Here is a 5,552-nt window from a genome sequence, read left to right on the forward strand (position 1 = left end):
ATTCCAAGTGGACGGTTCTTGCCATCTACAATCACTATGGCTCCTCTTTGGTTGGCTTTCATTTGTTGTGCTAGCTCCCTGACGCTGGCAGCAGGCGGAGCGGTCTGCAGAGGAAGCGCAGTCATTATCTTCTGTACGATGGTCGTCTTGTCGTCGCCATTCACTTTAAACCACCTGTAGAGGTCACTTGACCTCGACTTTGGTTTTCTCTACTGCCGGCGTGGGAGATTTCTTTGGCATTGTAACGTTGAGTATGCCGTTGACCACCTTGGCCTCTATCTTGGAAGGCACTATCTCTTCCGGGACTGGTACCTTGCGATAGAACGACTTGTACGAGCGCTCGTTATAAAGGAAGTGCTTGCCCTTTTCTTCCTTTTTCTCTGACTGCTCGCATGATACCTCTATCGAGTGCTTGGTGGCCTTGATGTCTATCTTTTCCTTCTCAATTCCCGGAACTTCTAGGCTCAGTTCGTACCTCTCTCCCCTGTCCACAAGGTCGCACAGCGGCGCCCTGACCTCAGGGAGGGACATGAACGGGACCGTTGGGAACCCCAGCTCAAAGGACGGCGACCACGGACGTGCAAAAGCCCTTTCCATTTCTTCCACATTGTGCCTGATGCTTTCAAACAGGGTATCGACGCGCTTTGATAGTGGTTCTTCCTTTTTCCTGATGCCCGATCTATTGGACTTCATGCCACACAACAGGGGTGGTTAGTATATGACAAGTTGGAGTACAGTGCAACGCACAGCATACATAGAGGTTTTACATACCTCTGCCAAATTTCATAAATGCATGAGCGCCCCGGTTAAAATCTCATCAGGGAAGGTGGTTCTCGAGGGCGACTTGACGCTTCCAAGACAAGGCAGAGGGATAGTGGTCTTTGCCCACGGCAGCGGCAGCAGCCGGCACAGCCCGAGAAACAGGCGCGTCGCTCGGGTGCTTCAGGACGCCGGCCTTGCCACGCTTCTGATGGACCTTTTGACAGTTGAAGAGGAAGCCGTCGACATCCGCACTGCGCACCTGCGCTTTGACATAGGCCTGCTTGCCGAAAGGCTGGCAGGCGCAACCGACTGGCTCACTGAAAACGACCTTACTCAACACTTGAATATCGGTTATTTTGGAGCAAGCACTGGAGCGGCGGCCGCGCTTGTGGCAGCTGCAGAGCGTCGGGGTGCTGTAAAGGCGGTGGTCTCCCGTGGCGGAAGGCCTGACCTTGCCTTTGACTACCTTCCCAAGGTTAAGGCGCCTACGCTTTTGATAGTTGGAGGCGACGACGAGCCAGTCATAGGCATGAACCGCGATGCGATGGAAAAGATGAAGGCTCAGTGCAAGCTGGTGATTGTGCCCGGTGCCACGCATCTTTTTGAGGAGCCCGGCAAGCTCGACGAGGTCGCAAAGCTTGCAAGGGACTGGTTCTTGCGCTACCTTGGCAGCTAGAGTTTGTAGCCTATTTTTCTCAGGAACCTCTTTCAAGCGCGGGAGTACGTTTATTGGGAATGCGTTTTTCATCAGGTTCAAAAAGCCCGTGACCTGCAGCCACATTGATCATGTAGTCAGTAGCAAGCTTTTCCATCTCCCTGTCGTTGCCTGTGTGCCTCACTTGGCACGACACACCAGCCTCGCAAAAGGCTATCCCGAACTTGATACCTGGCACGCGGTTGGCAAGGCATTCAGAGACATCTTCGACCGTCTTGATAAAGTGGCTTGGGGCAAGTACAAGCCGCACTCCATCAGAGGGGGGGCTGTATCCTGACGCTTTGCAGTTCCATGGATTAGCATTGCAGAGCAAGGATTTATCCTTAACACAGACATGATTGTGCTATACGTGATACTTGCTCATTATTGCGACGACTTCGTCGTCGCTGACCTGAGAAAAGTCGTCGTAAAATGTGCCGACGGCCATAAAGACTACAGGGGTATGCAGGATCACCAAGTGGCTTGTCACCTGCTTCAGCCTCTGGATGGTGTCTGCAGGACCAACAGGCATGGCCACTATGAGCTTTTTCAGCTTTTGATTCTTCAACCAGTTGATGGTGGCAAACACGGTTGCGCCAGTTGCGATGCCATCGTCAACAAGTATGACGGTTCTTCCTTCAAGGCGGTAGTCTCTGCCGCCCCTGAACCTGCCAAGACGGCGCTCTATTTCCTTCATCTTTTCAGATATCTGGTGCTTTATGTAATCCTCGCTGACGCCGAGCGCCTCTATTATGTCAGCGTTTGGAAAAAAGCTCCCGTCGTGCATCACCGCGCCTATGGCAAGCTCGGGGTTGTCAGGTGCGCCTATCTTTTTTGAAACAACCACATCCATCTCCCAGTCAAGCCGGGTGGCTATCTCATCGCCTGTAACGACGCCCCCGCGGGGTATCGCCAGGACCAGTGGCTTTTCTGCGGAAAGCTTTTTGCCGTATATTTCCTTCAATTTTGCTGCCAAAAGTGCCCCAGCGTGCCGCCTGTCTTTGAAAGTCACTTCGCCGTAGAGGTCGCTCGTCAAGGCATTTCTTCTCCGAATTCTTCATAGGGGTAAAGGAGGTCGAGCACGCTTGATTCTCCGAAAGCCTTCTTGCCCATGTACCACGCAAAGTCTGTCGCGGTTATCATTCCCACCAGCTTGTGTTTTTCACCCTCAACCGCAAGGTGCCGTACGCCGCTTTTCACCATTCGCTCTGCGGCGTCTTCCATCTTAGAATCTCCGCCCACCGCTACCACAGGGGCAGACATCAAGGCTGTGGCAGGAGTCTTGCTCGGCGTAAGGTCCTTTGCGCAGACCTGCCTTGCAAGGTCGCGCTCTGTAAGAATCCCTACAGGCCTGCCGCTGTCTGCAAGGACCACCGCGCTGACCCGCTTTGCAGCCATCGTTTCCGCGATTTCCTGTATGCTGCTGTTGCAGTCTAGTATTACGAGACGTCTGCTTGCCACATCTGAAACCTTTGTTTCGCCCAACGAGGTCAGTGAGACCTCTCCTACGATATACGTTGCAGGAATGCATTGTAATGCAGTGCGGCTAGGCATGTTTAGCATGCTGGAAGCAAAGTTAAGTAACAAAATAAGGAAAAGGCCTTTGTGTCTGAACCTGGCTGGGATAATTCACATGCTCTGAAGTACAACTGTTCCTTTTGCAACGCGCATTTCAAGACCTGTGAAGAGAGGAAGAAGCACTCGGAATAAGTCTACTCTGATTACTAGTCCAAACCTGTAAGCGCGTTGCCTGATGAAGTGGCCGGCGACGCCTGAAATAAGCAGGTTGAAAAAATAAGGGAGAGAAACTGCATCTGTCTGCCTGCCTGCCTGCCTGCTCTATCTCTTGCTTCTTTGAAAATCTGACAGCAATTCCTTCAGCATCTTGGCGTGCTTTTCCTCGTCTGCCTTTATCTGTCTGAAGGCCTCTGCGCATTTGGAGTCGCCTTCCTTTTCGGCGTCTTTGATGTAGCCGTCAACGCACCAGAGGAACTGCAGTTCTTTTTCAAGCTGTTTTACGATGTTGTATTGGCAGTCTGACAGTATGGTTGGTCTGGCTTGAGATTGTGTCATAGGTCCCGGCTAGGTAGGGAAGCCACTTAAGGAGTAGGATTGCACTGTAATGCACTACAATCGACTTCAAGCGTGACAGTAATGGGAAGTGAAGAAGGATCATGGCATTTCATTCTTTGACATGAAGGGGCGTGGATGCCAAGAAAACACTAGAAGAGAACATTTTAAAGAACTCAGTTCTCATTGACGCAGATTATCAGTTAATGGTACGGACAAGATGGTAATGTTACTTAAACTATTATCCCACACTTGGCCTCTTGCTAGGCCTAAAAACTGCCCAACCGCTGGACTAACCAAATTCCTGAGTGTAACCTTTATTATGAGATTGCCATAAACTACGTTTCATGAAGATAAGCGAACTCAAGCCTGGAATGCGCAACGTCAGCGTGACTGGCAAGATAGACAGCGTGGGCCAGCCCCGCACCGTTAACCTGAAATCAGGCGGCACAAACAACGTCGCAGATGCGATCATCTCTGACGAGTCGGGCTCCATCAAGCTTTCGCTGTGGGGCGACGACATCGACAAGGTCCAGCCCGGAGACAAGGTGTCGATAGAAAACGGCTACATCAACACCTTCAAGGGCGAGAACAGCATCAGCGTCGGCAAGTTCGGCAAGATGACCAAAGTCTAGCTGATGTATCCGGTGTTCCGAGGGCGCTGCTGGCCTTCAGCGGCCGGCCTTTCCTTCCCAGCCATCTGCTGTTCTATTGTTTGTATCAACATCTCCGTGTCCTTCGCCCTCTTGTCCAGGTTTGCCATGTCCACCTTTACGTTTATCATCTTCAACAGAATTTCAAGCACAGCCTTTGACGCCTTGGCGTCGACGACGTAGCCTGACGTCTCGCCGAGCAGGCACGTTCCTCTCATGCCGCGCATCTTTGCAATGCCTATGACTAGGCCATTCATTCCTGTTATGCTGCCGCTGTCCATAGCCGAGATGTTGTTTTGGGCAAACGCCGCGACAGTGCCTGCATCAGTCGCGGTGCCAAAGACCCGGGGCTTTTCCACAAACACGCCAGTGATGTAGGCTGCAAGCGTGAACACTTCTTTCATGCCGAGCCTGCCGGCAAAGTCCAGTATTTGGCCTGCCAGCGCGTATTCAGAGTCCGGGTTCTGCGGCTGCGTTTCGCCTGTAAGCAGGAGCAGGCTGGCGCCGTCGCCTTCCCACCAGAATATGCTGTTTTTCATGAGGTCAACCGTGCCGTCGGTTCCTATCAGCACCTGGGGCGGAAACGAGCTGGAGTAAATGTCAACCAGGCGGCTTGCCTTGAGCTCCTCTATCAGATGATCTACGGCAAGCTTGCCGACAAAACCCGAGCCTGGAAAGCCGCAGACAAGGTGCGGCGCGGTCTTTGGCTTGGGCATATCGCCGGTCTGGATGAACCTTATCTCTGGGTCTGGCACAGAGTGCAAAGCCCCGAATGCGCTTTAAAGCCTTTCCGGGTCCTCCAGTGGTCCTGTTAAGTTAGGGATAAAGCTATAGCTGTGGGCGTACTCCTACATTCTATGGGATTAACATTCGAACGAGAGGACGTCCACGGAGCTGGTCATGTATGCACTGTACTTATATTTTCTAGGACTGCCGCTTTCTCAGAAAAGTATATTACCTTGCATAAAGATATCCAGTTTCACTTTCGTGGAATGAAGACTGCGAAAATAGTCTGTCCCATCTGTGGGCACGAATCACCAAGCGAATACTGGCATGAACTTCACATGCAGACCAGACACGGACAGGACAGGAAATGACATCTTACCCTCAACGTTTCCTGTCTTACCCCTATGGCACTCCGGACATACCCCAAAGTTAACGCTACCCCTCCAGTATGGGCTTAAATTACCATCGGGCACAGTGTATCTGATGCCCTACCGTATAGTGGTGACCATAGATGACAAGGAGACAACGACAGAAGCCATCAAGACAGTGGTGACCTTTATCAACGAGGCGCTTGGCAGGATGCAGGTGTCGTCGTACTCTGTGGACTGCTTCAAGGACGATATGAAGGTCATGATGGGACTCGAGAG

The 5,552-nt window shown here is 51.9% G+C and carries 8 protein-coding genes; 2 read left to right on the plus strand and 6 right to left on the minus strand.

Features of this window, described 5'->3' with window-relative positions; all coding sequences use genetic code 11:
* Positions 1-183: 183 nt before the first annotated feature.
* Positions 184-693, minus strand: coding sequence for an Hsp20/alpha crystallin family protein (locus VGA14_RS02305; protein WP_331002129.1), 510 nt, complete (start codon positions 691-693; stop codon positions 184-186).
* 100 nt (positions 694-793) lie between these two features.
* On the opposite strand from VGA14_RS02305, the gene VGA14_RS02310 reads away from it, so the two are divergent.
* Positions 794-1,438, plus strand: a complete 645-nt coding sequence (locus VGA14_RS02310) for a dienelactone hydrolase family protein (protein ID WP_331002130.1) — start codon at positions 794-796, stop codon at positions 1,436-1,438.
* Positions 1,439-1,457: 19 nt separating this feature from the next.
* Here VGA14_RS02310 and VGA14_RS02315 read toward each other — a convergent pair whose 3' ends face one another.
* From VGA14_RS02315 to VGA14_RS02330, 4 genes are all read right to left on the minus strand, one after another.
* Positions 1,458-1,727, minus strand: a complete 270-nt coding sequence (locus VGA14_RS02315; RefSeq protein ID WP_331002131.1) for an adenosine-specific kinase — start codon at positions 1,725-1,727, stop codon at positions 1,458-1,460.
* A gap of 93 nt (positions 1,728-1,820) precedes the next feature.
* Positions 1,821-2,492 (minus strand): phosphoribosyltransferase, encoded by a 672-nt coding sequence (locus tag VGA14_RS02320; RefSeq protein WP_331002132.1) that lies wholly within the window; start codon positions 2,490-2,492, stop codon positions 1,821-1,823.
* Complete coding sequence (locus VGA14_RS02325) at positions 2,489-2,941, minus strand: cyclic nucleotide-binding/CBS domain-containing protein (RefSeq protein ID WP_331002133.1); 453 nt, start codon at positions 2,939-2,941, stop codon at positions 2,489-2,491. Before VGA14_RS02325 ends, VGA14_RS02320 begins: the two co-directional genes overlap by 4 nt.
* 354 nt (positions 2,942-3,295) lie before the next feature.
* The gene (locus tag VGA14_RS02330) at positions 3,296-3,529 is read right to left on the minus strand and encodes a ferritin-like domain-containing protein (protein WP_331002134.1); all 234 of its coding nucleotides are present in this window, start codon (positions 3,527-3,529) and stop codon (positions 3,296-3,298) included.
* Between the two features lie 344 nt (positions 3,530-3,873).
* On the opposite strand from VGA14_RS02330, the gene VGA14_RS02335 reads away from it, so the two are divergent.
* The gene (locus VGA14_RS02335) at positions 3,874-4,161 is read left to right on the plus strand and encodes an OB-fold nucleic acid binding domain-containing protein (RefSeq protein WP_331002135.1); all 288 of its coding nucleotides are present in this window, start codon (positions 3,874-3,876) and stop codon (positions 4,159-4,161) included.
* Here the strand turns inward: VGA14_RS02335 and VGA14_RS02340 are convergent.
* Complete coding sequence (locus VGA14_RS02340; protein WP_331002136.1) at positions 4,158-4,934, minus strand: proteasome assembly chaperone family protein; 777 nt, start codon at positions 4,932-4,934, stop codon at positions 4,158-4,160. The two genes, VGA14_RS02335 and VGA14_RS02340, sit on opposite strands and share 4 nt — an antisense overlap.
* Positions 4,935-5,552 lie beyond the last annotated feature (618 nt).

The sequence above is a fragment of the Nitrososphaera sp. genome, assembly GCF_036397675.1.
Taxonomy (GTDB): domain Archaea; phylum Thermoproteota; class Nitrososphaeria; order Nitrososphaerales; family Nitrososphaeraceae; genus Nitrososphaera.